10 protein-coding genes are annotated in these 17,992 nt (G+C 71.8%); 3 read left to right on the top strand and 7 right to left on the bottom strand.

The features are described from left to right. Positions 1-62 precede the first annotated feature (62 nt). Positions 63-989, bottom strand: a complete 927-nt coding sequence (locus ACGFW6_RS34905; RefSeq protein WP_393519168.1) for a PAC2 family protein — start codon at positions 987-989, stop codon at positions 63-65. A 382-nt stretch (positions 990-1,371) separates the two neighbouring features. Between ACGFW6_RS34905 and ACGFW6_RS34900 the strand changes: the two genes are divergently transcribed. Next, positions 1,372-3,876: an NACHT domain-containing protein gene (locus ACGFW6_RS34900; protein ID WP_393519165.1), complete on the top strand. Its 2,505-nt coding sequence runs from the start codon at positions 1,372-1,374 to the stop codon at positions 3,874-3,876. Position 3,877: 1 nt separating this feature from the next. Here ACGFW6_RS34900 and ACGFW6_RS34895 read toward each other — a convergent pair whose 3' ends face one another. The 6 genes from ACGFW6_RS34895 to ACGFW6_RS34870 all read right to left on the bottom strand — a co-directional run bounded on the left by ACGFW6_RS34895 (position 3,878) and on the right by ACGFW6_RS34870 (position 13,132). Next, positions 3,878-4,549, bottom strand: a complete 672-nt coding sequence (locus tag ACGFW6_RS34895) for a FadR/GntR family transcriptional regulator (protein WP_393519162.1) — start codon at positions 4,547-4,549, stop codon at positions 3,878-3,880. An 89-nt stretch (positions 4,550-4,638) separates the two neighbouring features. Continuing rightward, on the bottom strand, positions 4,639-7,563 hold the full coding sequence (locus ACGFW6_RS34890; RefSeq protein ID WP_393519160.1) for an NACHT domain-containing protein: 2,925 nt from the start codon (positions 7,561-7,563) through the stop codon (positions 4,639-4,641). 329 nt (positions 7,564-7,892) lie between these two features. Beyond that, entirely contained in the window at positions 7,893-9,509 is a 1,617-nt protein-coding gene (locus ACGFW6_RS34885) for an FAD-dependent oxidoreductase (RefSeq protein ID WP_393519157.1), read from the bottom strand. A gap of 47 nt (positions 9,510-9,556) precedes the next feature. Continuing rightward, on the bottom strand, positions 9,557-11,098 hold the full coding sequence (glpK, locus tag ACGFW6_RS34880; protein ID WP_393519154.1) for a glycerol kinase GlpK: 1,542 nt from the start codon (positions 11,096-11,098) through the stop codon (positions 9,557-9,559). A gap of 96 nt (positions 11,099-11,194) precedes the next feature. After that, complete coding sequence (locus ACGFW6_RS34875) at positions 11,195-11,989, bottom strand: MIP/aquaporin family protein (protein ID WP_369168118.1); 795 nt, start codon at positions 11,987-11,989, stop codon at positions 11,195-11,197. 378 nt (positions 11,990-12,367) lie between these two features. Then, complete coding sequence (locus ACGFW6_RS34870; protein ID WP_393519150.1) at positions 12,368-13,132, bottom strand: IclR family transcriptional regulator; 765 nt, start codon at positions 13,130-13,132, stop codon at positions 12,368-12,370. Positions 13,133-13,428: 296 nt separating this feature from the next. On the opposite strand from ACGFW6_RS34870, the gene metH reads away from it, so the two are divergent. After that, the gene (metH, locus tag ACGFW6_RS34865; protein WP_393519147.1) at positions 13,429-16,947 is read left to right on the top strand and encodes a methionine synthase; all 3,519 of its coding nucleotides are present in this window, start codon (positions 13,429-13,431) and stop codon (positions 16,945-16,947) included. 194 nt (positions 16,948-17,141) lie between these two features. Then, complete coding sequence (locus ACGFW6_RS34860; protein ID WP_393519144.1) at positions 17,142-17,837, top strand: HAD family hydrolase; 696 nt, start codon at positions 17,142-17,144, stop codon at positions 17,835-17,837. The last annotated feature ends 155 nt before the right edge of the window (positions 17,838-17,992 follow it).

The raw sequence follows: 17,992 nt of genomic DNA, 5'->3' as shown, positions 1-17,992 counted from the left end.
CCGCACGGGTTGGGGGGGGGGCGGGGTCCCGCGCACCGCCCACTTCCTCGGCTCGGGGAGCCTCAGTCGTCCGAGGTGTCCTCGTCGTCGTCCTTGTTGCCCGGCTTCGGGGGCATCGGCGGACGGGTACGGTCGCCGGGCGACGGGCCGCCGTCCCGGCGCCGCAGATACCGCTCGAACTCGCGCGCGATGGCCTCGCCCGACGCCTCCGGCAGCTCCGCGGTGTCGCGGGCCTCCTCCAGCGTCTGCACGTACTCGGCGACCTCGCTGTCCTCGGCGGCCAGCTGGTCCACGCCGACCTGCCAGGCGCGCGCGTCCTCGGGCAGCTCGCCCAGCGGGATACGGACGTCGATCAGGTCTTCCAGCCGGTTGAGCAGGGCCAGCGTCGCCTTCGGGTTCGGCGGCTGGGAGACGTAGTGCGGTACGGCGGCCCACAGGCTGACGGCCGGCACGCCCGCGTGCGTGCACGCTTCCTGGAGCACGCCGACGATGCCGGTCGGACCCTCGTACTTGGTCTCCTCCAGATCCATCCGGCGGGCCAGGTCCGGGTCGGACGTGGTGCCGCTGATCGGGACCGGACGGGTGTGCGGGGTGTCGCCGAGCAGGGCGCCCAGGATGACCACCAGCTCCACGCCCAGCTCGTGCGCGAAGCCGAGGAGCTCGTTGCAGAACGAGCGCCAGCGCATGGACGGTTCGATTCCTCGGACGAGTACGAGATCGCGCGGCTTCTCGCCGCCGACCCGGACCACGGAGAGCCGGGTCGTGGGCCACGTGATCTTGCGGACACCCGCGTCCATCCACACGGTGGGGCGGTTCACCTGGAAGTCGTAGTAGTCCTCGGCGTCCAGCGCCGCGAAGACCTCGCCCTTCCATTCCCTGTCCAGATGCGCGACCGCGGTGGAGGCGGCGTCGCCGGCATCGTTCCAGCCCTCGAACGCGGCCACCATGACCGGGTCGATCAGCTCGGGAACCCCCTCGAGCTCGATCACCCAGTGCCTCCTTCCGACGTGCCCTCGCCTGACGAACCAACCTTACGGCGTGCGGCGGGGGCGCCCGCAGCCCCCTTGCACGGGGGGCATGAACGGATCACTGCCCCGTTCGTCACCCCGGAACACCCCGCAGTCATCCGAGCTGTCCCCGGCGGTCGCGGCCGCTGATCAGGGCGGTTCGGCGACAGTTCAGGTCGTGTCCAGGCCACCGTACGCATGACCGCATCATACGTCGGATGATCGTTCAGAGATCCGATGACCGACCGGTCCCGCGCGTGGCACGACCACCGGCGCGCCGGGTCGGCCGGACCCGTCACCCACTCGTGTGGCCATGGCCGGAACGGCTCCGGGCCGGGGGCACGGCTGCGGAACTCTGCCTCGGGTGAGCGGAGTTGCGCCCAGGTCGCGCGTGCGGCGGGTCGGGATCGTCTATCTGACGCTGCTCGGGGCGGGGACGCTGGGGGCGCTGCTGGTCGCCCCGCGCGTCGAGGACCCGGCGGCCGTGGTCGCCGCGCTGCTGCCCACCCTGGCCGGCGCCTACCTGGCGTGGAGCGCCTACCGGGCGGACCGCGCCGAGGCGGCGGCCACGCCGACGGACCCCGGCGCGGTCGCCGACCGGCTCGCCGTCGCCGTACGCCGGCAGTGGGAGGCGGAGGCGCGGGCGCGGCGGCTTGCGGACCCGTATCCGCTGCCGGTCGCCTGGCGCGGCGCCGACACCGACCTCGCCGAGGTGACGCGGGGCCTGGCGGGCCGGGACGACGAGATCGGCACGATCCTCGCGGGCCGGATGCCCGATCCACGGCTGCTGGTGCTGGGCGCCCCGGGATCGGGCAAGACGCTGCTGCTCGTACGGCTGCTGCTCGCGCTGATCGAGGACCGCGCGGCGGGCGATCCGGTGCCCGTGCTCTTCCCGCTGGCCTCGTGGAATCCGGCGGCCGTGGATCTACGGGGCTGGATGGAGCGCAAGCTGGTGCAGGACCACGCCGCACTGGGCGCACCGGCGCCGGGGGAGTACGGGGACGTCTCGCTCGCCCGGATGCTGCTGGAGCGGCGGCTGGTGCTCCCGGTGCTGGACGGGTTCGACGAACTGCCCGCCGGCACGAGCGGGTTGGCGCTGCACCGCATCGGCGAGGCGTTGCCGTACGGCCGCGGACTGGTGCTCTCGAGCCGCCCCGCCGAGTACCGGGCGGCGCTGCGGCCCCGCACGGGCGTGCCGGCGCGGCTCTCCGGCATGGCCGGGATCGAGCTGGAACCGCTGGACGCACAGGAAGTCGCCCGCTATCTGCTGCGGGACGCGGGCGGCGAGGGCACCGCGGCCGCGGCCCGCTGGGTGCCGGTGGTGGCGGCGCTGGGCACGGGCACACCGGTGGCGCGGGCGCTCACCAGCCCGTTGACGGTCTCGCTGGCACGCTCGGTGTACAACCCGCGGCCGGGGGAGGGTGAGGGCGCGCTGCCCGATCCGGCCGAGTTGCTGCGGCGCCCGACGCGGGCGGCGGTGGAGCGGCATCTGCTCGACGCGTTCGTCGATGCCGCCTACCGGCCGCGGACGGAGCGGCCGTGTCCGTGGACCGTGCGTGAGGCCCGGCAGGTGCTGCGGTTCCTGGCGCGGCACATGGAGCGCGGTGCGGACGGGGCGGCCGAGGTGGCGTGGTGGAAACTGGGCCATGCCCTGCCGAGTGCCCTGCCCCAGGTGCTGGCCGGTGTCCTGCTGGGCACGCTGGGCTGGCTGGTGGAGGGCGTGGGCATGGAAGTCACCCACGCCTTCGCGCCGCAGGTGCCTTCGTCGCCGCGATGGGAGGAGCGCGGCGGACTCGGGGTCGTGGCGGCGGGGATCTGCGGCGGCCTGGCGGGAGGTCTCTCGGCGGCCCTGACCGTCACGTTGCTGTGCGCGGCAGCCGTCGCTCCCGACGTCTGGGCCGAACTCGTGCTGCGCCGCCTGGCCGACGGTGGCTCCCTGGCCCTCGTCGGGGTGATCATCTGCGGGTTCGCCTTCGGCGGCCGGACCGGTGTGCGGCTGCCCGCCGACTGGGACTGGCGGCTTCCGGCGACCGGGTTCGTCGCCGCGATCTGCTACGGACTCTGCTTCGGCAACGCCTGCGGAACCGTCAGCGCCCTGCTCTACGGCATCGCGGCGGCGGCCGTCGGCAGGGACGGCGTGGGCACGGACCCCGCCTGTCCCGTCGCCCGGGTGCGCTGGCGGTGGAGTGCGAGGGGCGTGTGCCGAGGGCTGCTGGGCGGGCTGCTCCTCGGGGGCAGCATCCTGCTGGAGGGGCTGCTCGCGGACGTGCTCTCCGGTGGCTCCACCCGGATGTACCTCGCGCCCGCCGATCCCGTGGCGGCGGGCTGGGCGGCACTCCAGGTGGGCGCCGTGTTCGCGGTGGCCTGTCTGCTCCTGAACGGCCTGCGGACGGTTCCGGTCGACCTCGGCGCCGGTGTCGACGGCCGCGCCCTGCTGGTCAACGACCGGCGCACGCTCGGCACCTGTGTCCTGACGGCGGTGGTGGTCGGTGCCGTGGTGATCGGCACTCAGGGCTGGTGCGCCACCGTCTGGGGGTCCACGGGGGTGTGGGGCGCGACCACGGACGGGAACGGGCAGTGGGCCTATGTGGTGGGGCTGGTCCCGTCGTTGCTGACGGGGCTGGCCATCGGGATCCGTCAGTCGGCCTGGCCCCGCTACGCGGTCGCCCGCTGCTATCTGGCCCTGCGCGCCGGGGCGCCCTTCGACGTCGTCGCCTTTCTCACCGACGCTCACGAACACCGGGGTGTCCTGCGCCGCACCGGCGCCGTCTACCAGTTCCGCCACATCGAGCTGCAGCACCGCCTTGCCGAGGCCGCGGCCGCACCCGGCGGTGGGTCCGGGGGCGCCGACCCGCCGCCGCGGCCCTGACTCACAGCGTGGACCGCAGCCACTGCTCCACGCTCGCGATGTGCACCGTCGCCCATGACCGTGCCGCCTCCGCGTCCCGGTCGCGCAGGGCCGCCAGGACCGCGCGGTGCTCGTGCAGGGTCCGGCTGACCGCGTCCTCCTGGGTCAGGCCCCGCCAGATACGCGCCCGGGTCGTCGGTCCGGACAGGCCGTCCAGCAGCGAGCACAGCACGGAGTTGCCGGAGCTCTGCACGATGCCCCGGTGGAACTCCAGGTCGCAGGCGACGAGTTCCTCCACCGACGGGGCCTCGCCCAGCTTGTCCAACTGGGCCGACAGGGCGCTCAGTTGCTGCTCACTGATCCGGGACGCCGCCATCGCCGTGGCCGCGGGCTCCAGGATGCGGCGTACGGCGAGGAACTCCAGGACCGTGTCGTCGCGGTGGAAGTCGACGACGAAGCTCAGCGCCTCCAGCAGCAACTGCGGATCGAGGCTCGTGACATAGGTACCGTCGCCCTGCCGCACGTCCAGGATCCGGATCAGCGACAGGGCACGCACGGCCTCCCGCAGGGAGTTGCGCGACAGCCCGAGTTCGGCGGCCAGCTCGCTCTCCTTGGGGAGCCGGTCGCCGGGGCGCAGGGCGCCGGAGACGATCATGCCCTTGATCTTCTCGATCGCCTCGTCGGTGACTGCCATGGCCGGCCTCCCTGTCGTTCAGGATGTCGTCCTGAGACATCCGACGTATCCCGCCATTATGCGGGGCTCCGGTCCGGGCCCCCGAGCGGCTACCCGCGTGCGTGAAGCCGCTGCTCCTCGGCATGGGGCGCCGGCTCCGAGGCCAGTTGCCGCTGCAGCCGCAGATGCCGGAACTCGTAGTACGCCCCCGACTGCCGCAGCACCCCCCGGCGGTGCGCCTCGTCCAGGAACGCCATGAGCCGCCACGGCATACGGCCGGACACGGCGAGCCAGACCCGGGTGACGGCCAGGCGGCCCCAGGCGCTCAGGGCGAGTGCGGCGGTGCCGACGGGAACCCACAGCTGGGTGCCCGCGTGCATGAACCCGCCCCAGTCCCGGGAGAAGGCCACGACCGGCAGGCAGACGGCACCGGTGACCAGGGCCGCGACACCGCCCCGCACGAAGGTGGCCGTGCGGTCGGTGCGCAGCGAGGACCGGGGACCCGCCGCTCGCATCACGTCGGACGGCGCGCTCAGGGCGTGATGGACCCCGCACACGCAGCCGCCGACCACCCCGACCAGGAGGCCCGCCGCGAGGATCGGCGGAAGGAGCCGCCCGGCGACGCCCCCCACGGGCCCCTCGGTGAGCCAGTCACGGCCCCGCGGCGGCAGCGCGTCCCGCATGCCCGCCGCCTCGGCCGTCACCGGGCCGCCCGAGGTCGCCAGACGCAGGACCACGGCGCCCCGGTGCGACCGGAACTCGGTGCCGGCGGAGACGAAGGCACGGCACCGCCGGTCCGTCAGCAGCGGCACCTCGCAGTTCGGCGGTGTCGTCCCCTTCGGGTAGGCCACCGGCCGGGTGCGCCCGGCGGGGTACAGCAGTGTGCCCCGCACCGGCCGCTCGGTGCGCGCGACCCGCACCCCGTGCCCCTCCCGGAACTCCCAGTTCTCGATCCGCCGCCCGTCGAGGTCGTCCCGGGAGCCCGACTTGAGCACCGTGACACTCACCGCGGCGGCGCCTCCGACACCGGTCGCGACCACGCCGATCAGCAGCGTCGCCGCCGTGCCCCGCGCCAGCTCCGCCGCGAAGCGCCCGGTGATCCGGCCGGGCCGGGCCCGTGGGGCGCTGTCCCGCTCGGCCCGCCGGGTGGCGCTCAGCAGCAGCACGACGCCCGCCACCGCGCAGACCGTGCCGATGAGCGCGGTCCAGGGGCTGTCGGCCACCCCGATCAGCACCCCGCCGACCACGGCGACGCCGCCCACCAGGAGCGCGCCCCCGCAGCCCCGGGCGGCGGCCCGCCGCCGGTGATGGCCCGCCCAGGGCAGGCTCAGCGGCACGGGACGCCTCGGCAGTCCCGCGATGCCGAAGAACAGTGTGAACAACAGCGCGAACAGACAGCCCCCGAACAGGTCCGGCAGCCAGCCGTCGGTCACCGCGCCGAACCGGTAGCCGAAACGCAGATCGTCCCGGAGCGCGAAGCCCGCCCACAGCACACCCGCGGCCGCGGTGGTGATCACCAACTGCCGGCGCAGGAAGACGATCCGGCGCACCCGGCCGGCCACCGGCGGCAGCAGGAACGCCACCCCGAGCGAGTAGCCCAGCGTCTGGCCCACCAGGTTCGTCACGAACGAACCGGCGTCCTCCACGGTGGCCAGATCCGCCGACGCACGGCTCAGCAGCCCGGGGAGCAGCAGCACGGCGGTCGCCGCCATCGCCACGAGCCCCGGCGCGTACACCCGCAGCAGCCGCGGCGCCATGGACTCCAGCTCCCACCAGCCGAGGCGCCCGGTCCCGCGCTTCTGCAACTCCCGCGCCAGCGCCCCGAGCCGGCGCCTCGCCTCCACCGCGCCCCGGTCCCCGGCGTCGTGGAACGCCGCCGGCACGAACGCCTCCAGCAGGTGTTCCTCGATCCGCTCGGCGTTCTCGAAGCGTGCGCCGTCCAGGAGTTCGGCCGGATCCCGGGACCTGTCGCCGTAGACGGTGCGGGCCAGAGCCACCATCAGCGGCACCGTCAGGACCGCGGCCAGCGGGTGCCCCGGGTCCTCCTGCAGGTACCGCAGCACCGGCGTCCACACCGTCGCCCGGCGGCCTCCGTCGCCGGGCAGGGGCCGGGCGGTGCGCTCCAGATACGCCGCCGACTGCCCGATGTCCAGCGGCACGAGCTCCACGACCTGGGCGGCCGTGAGGACGTCGCCCTCGTCCACGGCCGTCGCCCAGGCCTGCGGACGGCTGGTCAGCAACAGCGGTACGTCGTCGTCGAGTTCGGCGTTGACCCGCCGTACGGCCTCCCCGTACACGTCCTGCGGCAGCTCGTCGAAGCCGTCGAGGACGGGCAGCACCAGTCCGGTGTCGAGCAGGGCGCGCGCCAGGGTGCGCCGCCCGTCCGCGAGTGCGGCCAGGGGGCGGTGGTCGGTGGCCAGGCGCTCGGCGAGCCAGTCGCGCAGCCCGCTGTGCCGGGGGTCCCAGCCGGCCAGCGGGAAGATCACCGGCACCGCGCCGCCGGGCGGCCGGGCGGCCAGCCGGTCCAGGGTGAACCGCAGGGCCAGCACGCTCTTGCCGGAACCGGGTCCGCCGAGGACCACGAGCCGGCGGCCCGGGGTGCCCGCGAACGCGTCCACGATGCCGCCCAGTTGCCGTTCGCCGTCGCGGGGCGCGGGGATCCGGGGGACGTTCTCCGGATGGTCGGCCAGTCGCGGATCCGCCGCGACCCACCGCACGTCCACCGGCTCCGGGTCCTGGAGCCTGCGCAGCCGGAACTCCGCCGTCCACTGCTCTCGTACCGCATCGGCGAGCGCGTCCGCGGCCCGGTGCCGTAACGCCGCGGCCGGCTGGGGCAGGGGGTCGGCGTCGCCGCGCAGCACGTCGGCGAGGAGCGCGGCGACCGACACGACCGCGCCGATCACGGAGACGAGCACGCTCGCGGCACTCACGTCGTCGATCGCGCGCAGCACGGCCGCCAGCGCCACCAGCGCCGCTGCGCACACCCCGAACGCCACGCGTCGGCGCAGCCGCGCACTCCGCCATCCGCCACTCATGACCCGACGCTCCCCGTGCCTGCCCGAACCCTGTGCAAAGGCACTTTTGTAGCCGCCGTGCAGGGCTCGGAACGCCGATTCACCGGTGCGGGGGAGGGGCGCGCGGAAGCAATCGGAGGGCTGCCGGAAGCCCGGCGCCGCCGGGCTGCGCACCGGTTCCACGCAGGCGGAAGGGGCGGCTCCATCGGCGGGAGCCGCCCCTTCCGGTCGTGGCCGGCCCCGGTGCGGAAGGGGCCGCCCTCGTGCGGTCCGGCCTGGTCAGGGGAGTTGGCCGGACCCGGCGTCGGGAGAGGTCCATCCGGCGGAAACCTCGTCCGACGCCTGCGAGGTCACTTCTTGTCGAGCAGGTCCTGCACCTTCGCCCGGACGTCGTCCGTGGCAAGACCCCGGATCGTCAGCGTCGTACGGCGGCGCAGCACGTCGTCCTGCGTCTCCGCCCACTCGTTGTCCCGGGCGTAGACGACCTGCGCCCAGATCTCCGGGGCGTCCGGGTGGACGCGCTCGCCCAGCTCCGGGTTCTCGTTGGCGATGCGGGCGATGTCGAAGGCGAGGGAGCCGTAGTGCGTCGCCAGGTGCTTCGCCGTGTCGGCCGCCATGCGCGGACCCGGCGCCGGACGGTCGGTGAGCAGCCGGTGCGCGACCGCGCGCGGGTTGGCGATGCCCGGCAGCGGCAGCTTCTTCGGCAGGGAGGAGATGGGCTCGAAGTCGTCGCCGAGCGGGTGGCCCGGCAGCGCCTCCAGCTTCTTCATGATCGTGCGGCCGATGTGCCGGAAGGTCGTCCACTTGCCGCCCGCGACGGACAGCATGCCGCCGGTGCCCTCGGTCACGACCGTCTCGCGCTTGGCCTTCGCCGTGTCACCGGGACCGCCGGGCAGCACCCGCAGACCCGCGAACGCGTACGTGATCAGATCGCGGTCCAGCTGCTGGTCCCGGATCGAGAACGCGGCCTCGTCCAGGATCTGGGCTATGTCCTTGTCGTTGACCGAGACGTCCGCCGGGTCGCCCTCGAACTCCTCGTCCGTGGTGCCGAGCAGCAGCATGTCCTCCCAGGGCAGGGCGAACGTGATGCGGTACTTGTCGATCGGGGTCGCGAGCGCGGCCTTCCAGGGCGCCGTCCGCTTCAGGACCAGGTGCGCGCCCTTCGACAGCCGGATCGACGGGGCCGCGTTCGGGTCCTCCATCTTGCGCAGGTGGTCGACCCAGGGGCCGGTCGCGTTCAGCACGAGACGGGCGTTGACGCCGAACTCGTCCCCGGACAGGCGGTCCTTCAGGTCGGCGCCGGTCACCCGGCCCTTGGTGAAGCGCAGGCCGGTGACCTCGGCGTGGTTGAGCACGACCGCGCCCGCCTCGACGGCCCCGCGGACCGTCATCAGCGCCATGCGCGCGTCGTTCATCTGGTCGTCGCCGTACACGGCCACGGCCTTGAGGTTGTCGGTGCGCAGCTCGGGCACGTCCTGCGCCGCCTTGGCGGGGGAGAGGAGGTGGCCGACGCCGTCACCGAAGGCGGAGAGCGCGGAGTAGGCGAAGACGCCCGCTCCGAGCTTCGCGGCGCCGTGCGGCCCGCCCTTGTACACGGGGAGGTAGAACGTGAGCGGGTTCGCCAGGTGGGGAGCCACCTGGCGGGAGACCGCACGGCGCTCGAAGTGGTTCTCCGCCACCAGCTTCACCGCGCCGGTCTGCAGGTAGCGCAGACCGCCGTGGAGCAGCTTGGAGGAGGCGGAGGAGGTGGCGCCGGCGAAGTCGCCGGCGTCGACCAGAGCCACCCTGAGGCCGGACTGCGCGGCGTGCCAGGCGGTGGAGATGCCCAGGATGCCGCCGCCGATCACGAGGAGGTCGTACGACGCCTTGGAGAGCTGCTCCCGGGTCTCGGCTCGGCTCGGGTTGAAGCCGGAGGCCGGGCGCGTACCGAGGGCAGGCACGGACTGCAGGGTGGTCTGACTGGTCATTTCGGGTTCTTACTCCTCATCAGAGTTCGAGAGCGGGCGAGAGCCGTTCAGCTCTCGTCGTCCTCGATCCAGCCCATGGTCCGCTCGACGGCCTTGAGCCAGTTCTTGTACTCACGGTCGCGGGTCTCCGCGTCCATGCGGGGGGTCCACTCGGCGGCCCGGCGCCAGTTGGCACGAAGCTCGTCGGTGCTGGACCAGAAGCCGACGGCGAGACCGGCGGCGTAGGCGGCGCCGAGGCAGGTGGTCTCGGCGACCATCGGGCGCACCACGGGGGCGTCCAGGAAGTCCGAGAGGGTCTGCATCAGCAGGTTGTTGGAGGTCATGCCGCCGTCGACCTTGAGGGCCACCAGCTCGTCGCCGGAGTCCTTGACCATGGCGTCGGCGATCTCCCGGGTCTGCCAGGCGGTGGCCTCCAGGACGGCGCGCGCGAGGTGCGCCTTGGTGACGTACCGGGTCAGACCGGCGATCACACCGCGGGCGTCGGAACGCCAGTGCGGGGCGAACAGGCCGGAGAAGGCCGGCACGAAGTAGGCGCCGCCGTTGTCCTCGACCGAGAGCGCGAGCGTCTCGATCTCGGCTGCGGTGGAGATCAGGCCCATCTGGTCGCGCATCCACTGCACCAGGGAGCCCGTGACGGCGATCGAGCCCTCCAGGGCGTAGACCGTGTCCTGTTCGCCGATCTTGTAGCCGACGGTGGTCAGCAGCCCCGCGTAGGAGTTGATGATCTTGTCACCGGTGTTCATCACCATGAAGGTGCCGGTGCCGTACGTCGACTTGACCTCGCCCTCGGAGAAACAGGTCTGGCCGAACAGGGCCGCCTGCTGGTCGCCGAGCGCGGAAGCGACCGGGATGCCGCCGAGCAGGTCGCCCAGCTTGCCGCCGGTGACCTCGCCGTAGACCTCCGCGGAGGAGCGGATCTCGGGCAGGATCTGCAGCGGCACGCCGATCGACTCGGCGATCTTGTCGTCCCACTCCATGGTGTGGAGGTTCATCAGCATGGTGCGGGACGCGTTGGTGACGTCGGTGACGTGCTTGCCGCCGTTGACACCGCCGGTCAGGTTCCAGATGACCCAGGTGTCCATGGTGCCGAAGAGGATGTCGCCGGCCGCGGCGCGCTCCTTGAGGCCCTCGACGTTGTCCAGCAGCCAGCGGGCCTTGGGGCCGGCGAAGTAGGAGGCGAGGGGCAGACCGGTCTCACGGCGGAAGCGGTCCTGCCCGACGTTGCGGCCGAGCTCCTTGCAGAGCGCGTCGGTGCGGGTGTCCTGCCAGACGATGGCGTTGTGGACGGGCTCACCGGTGTTCTTGTCCCACAGCACGGTGGTCTCGCGCTGGTTGGTGATGCCGATGGCCTTGATGTCGTCACGGGTGATGCCGGCCTTCTGGACGGCTCCGGCGACGACCTCCTGGACGTTGGTCCAGATCTCGTTGGCGTTGTGCTCGACCCAGCCCGGCTTCGGGAAGATCTGCTCGTGCTCCTTCTGGTCGACGGAGACGATGCGTCCGTCGCGGTCGAAGACGATGCAGCGGGACGAGGTGGTGCCCTGGTCGATCGCGGCGATGAAGGGGCCGGCGGTGTGGGCGTCGGTCACAGTTAGCTCCTGGAAGTTCCGTGGTTATGGGGCTTTACGTACGGCGCGCGCTGAGAGTTTCGGTGCATCTCACCCGGATGGGTGAACTCACTGTTCCTAAGCGAAAGCGACGTTGTAGATGCCTGCCGCGATGGCGCCGCCGATGAGCGGACCGACCACCGGGATCCAGGCGTAGCCCCAGTCCGAGCCGCCCTTGTTGGGCAGGGGCAGGAGGGCGTGCACGATGCGCGGACCGAGGTCACGGGCCGGGTTGATCGCGTAACCGGTCGGGCCGCCGAGCGACAGACCGATGGAGACGACCACGAGTGCGGTGATCAGGGCGCCCAGGGTGCCCAGGCCCTTGCCACTGTCGTTCAGGCCCTGGGTGAGGACCGCGAGCACCAGCACGACCGTGCCGATGATCTCCGTGAGGAGGTTCTGCACCGCGTTCCGGATCTCGGGACCGGTGGAGAAGATGCCCAGGACCGGGCCGGCGCCCTTCTCCTGGGCCTCGACGGCCTTGGCGGTCGTGGCCTGCGCGCCCGGACCGCCGACGATCTCCTTGTCGGTGAGGTGGGCGTGGAACTGGCCGTAGTAGGCGACCCAGACCAGGGCGGCACCGATCATGGCGCCGAGGAGCTGTCCGGCGAAGTACGTCGGAACGTTGCTCCAGTCGTTGTCCTTGATCGCGAGTGCGACCGTGACGGCCGGGTTCAGGTGGGCACCGGACAGCGGCGCCGAGGTGTAGACCGCCGTGAGCACCGCGAAGCCCCACCCGAAGGTGATGGCGAGCCAGCCGGCGTTGCGAGCCTTGGAGGCCTTCAGCGTGACGGCGGCGCAGACGCCACCGCCGAGCAGGATGAGTATGGCGGTACCGATGGTCTCGCCGATGAAGATGTCGGAGCTGGACACCCGCGACTCCTTTGTCCTTCGTCCAGGGGAAGCCGAACCCCGGGTCCCACCGGTGGTTCGCGTTGCCCTCGGGGGTGAGGGCGATGCCGGCCCTTGGCACTGTCACACTCTAGCGCGTATTGCCGGTAGGTGTTCGACAATGCCGACCGATGGACGGGAGTCTTGTCCCGGCGTAAGGCGTGCGTCAAGGGTCCTGTTATCGAATGCTCGATCGTTATCGGATGTGTTGATTTGTCGACACTGCTCGATCGAACGCGTACTGCGGCGTAGGGGACACGCTGTGTTCCCGTGGTCCCGTTGATCCCGCTATGTGTGGTTATGCCAAGGACCGGAACGTCCAAGGACGTCCCGGTCGGCTCCTACTTGTCCGTGCGGCGCTCAGAAGCGTCCGGCACCCAGATCCCGTGACACGGCCCGCGCGCAGTCCCGCACCGCCGCGATCAGCTCGGGGCGCAGTTCGCCGTCCCGGCACAGCCGTTCCACGGCGCCGGTGATGCCGACCGCGCCGACCGGCATGCGGCGCCGGTCGTGGATGGGGGCGGCCACGGAGGAGACGCCTTCCCAGGTCTCCTCGACGTCCGCGGCGTACCCACGCGCGCGTGTCATGTCGAGGATGTGCTCGAAGCCGTCCAGTTCGCACATCGTGCGGTCCGTGAACGCCTTGCGGTCGGCCTCGATCGCCTCGCTGTGCGCCACCGGGTCGTACGCGGACAGCACCTTGCCGAGCGCCGTGGAGTGCAACGGCTGCATGGCGCCGATCTCCAGCACCTGCCGGCTGTCGTCGGGGCGGAAGACGTGGTGCACGATCAGGACGCCCTGCTGGTGCAGGACACCCAGATAGACGCTCTCGCCGCTGGAGCGGGCCAGGTCGTCCGTCCAGACCAGGGCGCGCGCCCGCAGCTCGTGCACGTCCAGATAGGTGGTGCCCAGGCGCAGCAGCTCGGCGCCCAGCTGATAGCGGCCCGAGGCCTCGTCCTGCTCGACGAAGCCCTCCTGCTGGAGGGTGCGCAGGATCCCGTGGGCGGTGCCTTTGGCGAGGCCCAGGGAGGAGGCGATGTCCGACAGGCCGAGGCGTCGCTCGCCGCCCGCGAGGAGCCGCAGCATCGCGGCCGCCCGTTCGAGCGACTGGATGTTCCGTGCCATCGCCGTGCTGCCTCCGTCCCCTTCGACCGTCGACCCTGCGACGTCGCTGCCGCCGTTCGGCAATGTCGAACACTACCGGTCGATGACGACCTCTCGCTAATGGTCGGCCGGTATCCGTGCGCGTCCTTCACCGGACCCGTGGCCGAAGATCGATCCTGCCGCCGCGCTCCGTCCCGCGTCGTGGACCGACCGACCACTTCCGTGCGGACCCGGCTACCCTGGCGGCGTGCGCCCACAGCGGACCGTTCCGCGCCGGGTGCAAAGCCGACAGCCGTCGCACTCCAGGGAGCCCTTTCATGGCCTCGTTGCCACCGACCCCTTCCGCCGACAGCCGGACCCGCGTGTCCGCACTCCGTGAGGCGCTCGCCACCCGAGTGGTGGTCGCCGACGGAGCGATGGGCACCATGTTGCAGGCCCAGGAACCCACCCTGGAGGACTTTCAGAACCTCGAGGGCTGCAACGAAATCCTCAACGTCACCCGTCCGGACATCGTCCGCTCCGTCCACGAGGCGTACTACGACGCCGGCGTGGACTGCGTGGAGACCAACACCTTCGGCGCCAACCACGCCGCCGCGGCCGAGTACGACATCGCCGACCGCGTGTACGAGCTGTCCGAGGCGGGCGCCCGTATCGCCCGCGAGACCGCCGACGCGTTCGGCGCCCGCGACGGCCGCCAGCGCTGGGTCCTCGGCTCCATCGGGCCCGGCACCAAGCTGCCCACGCTCGGCCACATCGGGTACACCACGATCCGCGACGCCTTCCAGCAGAACGCCGAGGGCCTGATCGCCGGCGGCGCCGACGCCCTGATCGTGGAGACCACCCAGGACCTGCTCCAGACCAAGGCGGCCGTGATCGGCGCCCAGCGCGCCCGCGAGATCGCCGGCCTGGACGTTCCGATCATCGTCTCCGTCACCGTCGAGACCACCGGCACCATGCTGCTGGGCTCCGAGATCGGCGCCGCGCTCACCGCGCTGGAGCCCCTCGGCATCGACATGATCGGCATGAACTGCGCGACCGGCCCCGCCGAGATGAGCGAGCACCTGCGCTACCTCTCCCGGCACTCCCGCATCCCCCTGTCGTGCATGCCGAACGCGGGCCTGCCGGTCCTCGGCAAGAACGGCGCCACCTACCCGCTCACCGCCCCGGAACTCGCCGACGCCCACGAGACCTTCGTACGGGACTACGGCCTCTCCCTGATCGGCGGCTGCTGCGGCACCACCCCCGAGCACCTGCGCCAGCTGGTCCAGCGCGTGCAGGGCGTCACCCCGACCGAGCGCGCCCCGCGCCCCGAGCCCGGTGCCGCCTCCCTCTACCAGACCGTCCCGTTCCGCCAGGACACCTCCTACCTGGCCATCGGCGAGCGCACCAACGCCAACGGCTCCAAGAAGTTCCGCGAGGCCATGCTGGAGGCCCGCTGGGACGACTGCGTGGAGATGGCGCGCGAGCAGATCCGCGAGGGCGCGCACATGCTCGACCTGTGCGTGGACTACGTCGGCCGCGACGGCGTCGCCGACATGGAGGAACTCGCCGGCCGCTTCGCCACCGCCTCCACCCTGCCGATCGTCCTCGACTCCACCGAGGTGCCGGTCATCCAGGCCGGCCTGGAGAAGCTCGGCGGCCGCGCGGTCATCAACTCCGTCAACTACGAGGACGGCGACGGACCCGAGTCCCGCTTCGCGAAGGTCACCAAGCTGGCGCAGGAGCACGGCGCCGCGCTGATCGCGCTGACCATCGACGAGGAGGGGCAGGCCCGCACACCGGAGAAGAAGGTCGAGATCGCCGAACGGCTGATCGACGACCTGACCGGCAACTGGGGCATCCACGAGTCCGACATCCTCATCGACACGCTGACCTTCACCATCTGCACCGGTCAGGAGGAGTCCCGCAAGGACGGCATCGCCACCATCGAGGCGATCCGCGAGCTCAAGCGCCGCCACCCGGACGTCCAGACCACCCTGGGCCTGTCGAACATCTCCTTCGGCCTCAACCCGGCCGCCCGCATCCTGCTGAACTCCGTCTTCCTCGACGAGTGCGTCAAGGCGGGCCTGGACTCGGCGATCGTGCACGCCTCGAAGATCCTGCCGATCGCCCGGTTCAGCGAGGAAGAGGTCCAGACGGCCCTCGACCTGATCCACGACCGCCGCAGCGAGGGCTACGACCCGCTCCAGAAGCTGATGCAGCTCTTCGAGGGCGCCACCGCCAAGTCCCTGAAGGCCGGCAAGGCCGAGGAACTGGCCGCCCTCCCGCTGGAGGAGCGCCTCAAGCGCCGCATCATCGACGGCGAGCGCAACGGCCTGGAGCCCGACCTCGACGCGGCCCTCCAGGACCGCCCGGCGCTCGACATCGTCAACGAGACGCTCCTGGACGGCATGAAGGTCGTCGGCGAACTGTTCGGCTCCGGCCAGATGCAGCTGCCGTTCGTCCTCCAGTCCGCCGAGGTCATGAAGGCCGCCGTCGCCTACCTCGAACCGCACATGGAGAAGACCGACGCCGACGGCAAGGGCACCATCGTGCTGGCCACCGTGCGCGGCGACGTGCACGACATCGGCAAGAACCTCGTGGACATCATCCTGTCCAACAACGGCTACAACGTGGTGAACCTGGGCATCAAGCAGCCCGTCTCCGCGATCCTGGAGGCCGCCGAGGAGCACCGGGCCGACGTCATCGGCATGTCCGGTCTGCTGGTGAAGTCCACGGTGATCATGAAGGAGAACCTGGAGGAGCTCAACCAGCGCGGCCTCGCGGCGGATTACCCGGTCATCCTCGGCGGAGCGGCCCTGACCCGCGCCTACGTCGAGCAGGACCTGCACGAGATCTACGAGGGCGAAGTCCGGTACGCGCGTGACGCGTTCGAGGGTCTGCGCCTCATGGACGCCCTCATCGGCGTCAAGCGCGGCGTGCCCGGCGCGAAGCTGCCCGAGCTCAAGCAGCGCCGGGTGCGCACCGCCGCCACCGCCGCCGTCGTGGACGAGCGTCCCGAGGAGGGCCACGTCCGCTCCGACGTCGCCACCGACAACCCGGTGCCCGAGCCGCCGTTCTGGGGCACCCGCGTCATCAAGGGCATCCAGCTCAAGGAGTACGCCTCCTGGCTCGACGAGGGCGCCCTGTTCAAGGGCCAGTGGGGCCTGAAGGAGGTCCGCAGCGGAGAGGGGCCGTCGTACCAGGAACTCGTCGAGACCGAGGGCCGCCCGCGGCTGCGCGGCCTGCTCGACAGGCTCCAGACGGAGAACCTCCTCGAAGCCGCCGTCGTCTACGGCTACTTCCCCTGCGTCTCCAAGGACGACGACCTGATCCTGCTCGACGAGCACGGCAACGAGCGCACCCGCTTCACCTTCCCGCGCCAGCGCCGCGGCCGCCGGCTGTGCCTCGCGGACTTCTTCCGTCCGCAGGAGTCCGGCGAGACCGACGTCGTGGGCCTCCAGGTCGTCACCGTGGGCTCGCGCATCGGCGAGGAGACCGCCCGGCTCTTCGAGTCGAACTCCTACCGCGACTACCTCGAACTGCACGGCCTGTCCGTGCAGCTGGCCGAGGCGCTCGCCGAGTACTGGCACGCGCGGGTGCGTTCCGAGCTCGGCTTCGCCGGTGAGGACCCCTCCGAGATGGAGGACATGTTCGCGCTGAAGTACCGCGGCGCCCGCTTCTCACTCGGCTACGGCGCCTGCCCGAACCTGGAGGACCGGTCCAAGATCGCCGACCTGCTCCAGCCCGAGCGCATCGGCGTCCAGCTGTCCGAGGAGTTCCAGCTGCACCCCGAGCAGTCCACGGACGCGATCGTGATCCACCACCCGGAGGCGAAGTACTTCAACGCACGGTGAGGCGCCCGGCGCCGCCGTCCCCGGGCCCGCGTCCGGGCCGGTCGGGGCGTCCCCCGGTGTGTTTCCGGTGTGCCCGGAGGCACACCGGCCAAACCAGGCGCTTCGGCCAAGCACGTCGTACACTGGACGGTCCACCGCAGGCCGGTTCCCTTGACGGGAGCCGGCCTGTCCGCCCCTCAAGGAGGTGCGCCAGGATGACCAGCACGGTCCCCGCGCCAGTAACCCGTACGGCCGATGGGTCGGCTCTGCAGGCTGTTCTCCTCGACATGGACGGCACTCTGGTGGACACGGAGGGCTTCTGGTGGGACGTCGAGGTCGAGATCTTCGCCGGCCTCGGTCACACCCTCGACGACTCCTGGCGCCATGTCGTGGTCGGCGGCCCGATGACCCGCAGCGCCGGCTTCCTCATCGAGGCCACCGGCGCCGACATCGCGCTCGCCGAACTCACGGTGCTGCTCAACCAGGGCTTCGAGGACCGGATCGACCGCGCCCTGCCGCTGATGCCGGGAGCGGCCCGGCTGCTGGCCGAGCTGGCCGCGCACGAGATCCCCACGGCCCTGGTCTCCGCCTCGCACCGGCGCATCATCGACCGCGTCCTCACCTCGCTCGGCCCCCAGCACTTCGCGCTGACCGTCGCCGGTGACGAGGTGGAGCGCACCAAGCCGCACCCGGACCCGTATCTGCTGGCCGCGGCCGGACTGGGCGCCGACCCGGCCAGATGCGCGGTCGTCGAGGACACCGCGACCGGCGTCGCCGCCGCGGAGGCGGCCGGCTGCCATGTGGTGGCCGTACCGTCGATCGCCCCCATCGCGCCGGCCGCCCGCCGCACCGTCGTGACCTCCCTCGAACAGGTCGATCTGGCATTTCTGCGCGGGCTGATGGCCGCCTGACAACACAAATGCGCCGGACGTTCACCCAGCGTGCAACATCGATAACGCGAGAATTCGGCAAGGAAATTCGAACGTTCCGGATGGCTGAATTCCGGCGCCCCCGAAGACCGGCCAGTTTGTGATGTTCGCCACGCCCACGGGGGTCGACAGGGAGC

It is taken from the genome of Streptomyces sp. Y7, assembly GCF_043195415.1.
In the GTDB taxonomy this organism is placed as follows: Bacteria; Actinomycetota; Actinomycetes; order Streptomycetales; family Streptomycetaceae; genus Streptomyces.
This window is presented reverse-complemented; position numbering and strand designations above follow the sequence as displayed.